The organism is Alcanivorax sp. HI0044, from assembly GCF_001634945.1.
Genome location: NZ_LWEZ01001532.1, coordinates 1 through 1538 on the forward strand (window position 1 = coordinate 1; position 1538 = coordinate 1538).

Consider the following 1538-nt stretch of genomic DNA (forward strand, 5'->3'; position numbering starts at 1 on the left):
AGTACCGGGGTTACGATAGCGCCGGTGTGGCACTGTTGAATGACAACGGTATTAGCCGGGTGCGTCGTCAGGGCAAGGTTGCTGGTTTGGAGGCGGCGGCCACGCAAGAACATACAGAAGGTTTCACCGGCATTGCCCATACTCGCTGGGCTACCCATGGCAAGCCTTCAGAAGCCAATGCCCATCCGCACATGTCCGGTGGTGATCTGGCGCTGGTGCACAACGGCATTATCGAAAACTTTCAGGAACTGAAAGACGAACTGGAAGCCAGCGGCTACCACTTCGAATCCCAGACCGATACAGAAGTCATCGTCCATCTGGTGCACCAGGCGCTGGACAGTGGCCTGAACCTGTTTGACGCCGTGCAGGCGGTCACCAAAAAGCTGGATGGCGCTTACGCACTGGGCGTCATTCATGCCTCAGAACCGCACAAGCTGGTCACCGTTCGTTCCGGCAGCCCTCTGGTCATTGGCTTGGGCATTGATGAAAACTACATCGCGTCGGACCAGCTGGCCCTGCTGCCGGTGACCAACCGCTTTATCTTTCTGGAAGAAGGCGACCAGGCAGAAATCACCACCGACAGCGTGCGCATCGTCGATGCAGCCGGCAACCCGGTAACCCGTGAAGCCCACGAGTTCGACGGCACCCATGAAGATGCGGAAAAAGGTGAATACCGCCACTACATGCAGAAGGAAATCTTCGAGCAGCCGGCGGCCATCCAGAAAACCCTGGAAGGTCGCATCGACAACCCGGCAAGCCTGATCGAATCCTTCGGCGCAAAAGCCCCGGCGATTTTCGACAAGGTTAAGACCGTGCAGATCGTCGCCTGCGGTACCAGCTACCACGCCGGCATGGTGGCCCGCTATTGGCTGGAAGATATCGCTGGCATTCCCTGCCAGGTGGAAGTGGCCAGCGAGTTCCGCTACCGCAAGCACGTGGTGCCGGAAGGCACCCTGTTCGTCACCATTTCCCAGAGCGGCGAAACCGCCGATACCCTGGCGGCCCTGCGCGACACCCAGTCACCCAATTACGTGGGTCGCCTGGCGGTGTGTAATGTGGATAGCTCCTCCCTGGTGCGCGAATCGGAACTGGTGTTCCTCACCAAGGCCGGCCCGGAAATCGGTGTGGCCTCCACCAAGGCGTTTACTACCCAACTGGTTGGGTTGTTGATGCTGGTGTTGGCACTGGGCCGACAAAAAGGCCTGGCGGATAACGAGATTGAAAAAATCCTGGAAGAGTTGCGCCAGCTGCCCAACCTGATCGAGCAGGCTGCCGCGCTGGACAAACCCATCGAAAAACTTTCCGAAGCCTTCGTGGAAAAACACCATGCCCTGTTCCTGGGCCGTGGCGTACAGTTCCCGGTGGCGCTGGAAGGGGCGCTCAAGCTCAAGGAGATTTCCTACATTCACGCCGAAGCCTATGCAGCGGGTGAATTGAAGCATGGCCCCTTGGCATTGGTAGACAGCGAAATGCCGGTGGTCTCCGTGGCCCCCAACGACGAACTGCTGGAAAAACTGAAATCCAACCTGCAGGAAGTC

At 58.4% G+C, this 1538-nt stretch carries 1 protein-coding gene; it reads left to right on the forward strand.

Going from position 1 to position 1538, the window contains the following annotated elements; genetic code table 11:
- On the forward strand, nt 1-1538 hold a 1538-nt coding region (gene glmS / locus A3730_RS23045; protein ID WP_063539051.1), incomplete at both ends, for a glutamine--fructose-6-phosphate transaminase (isomerizing).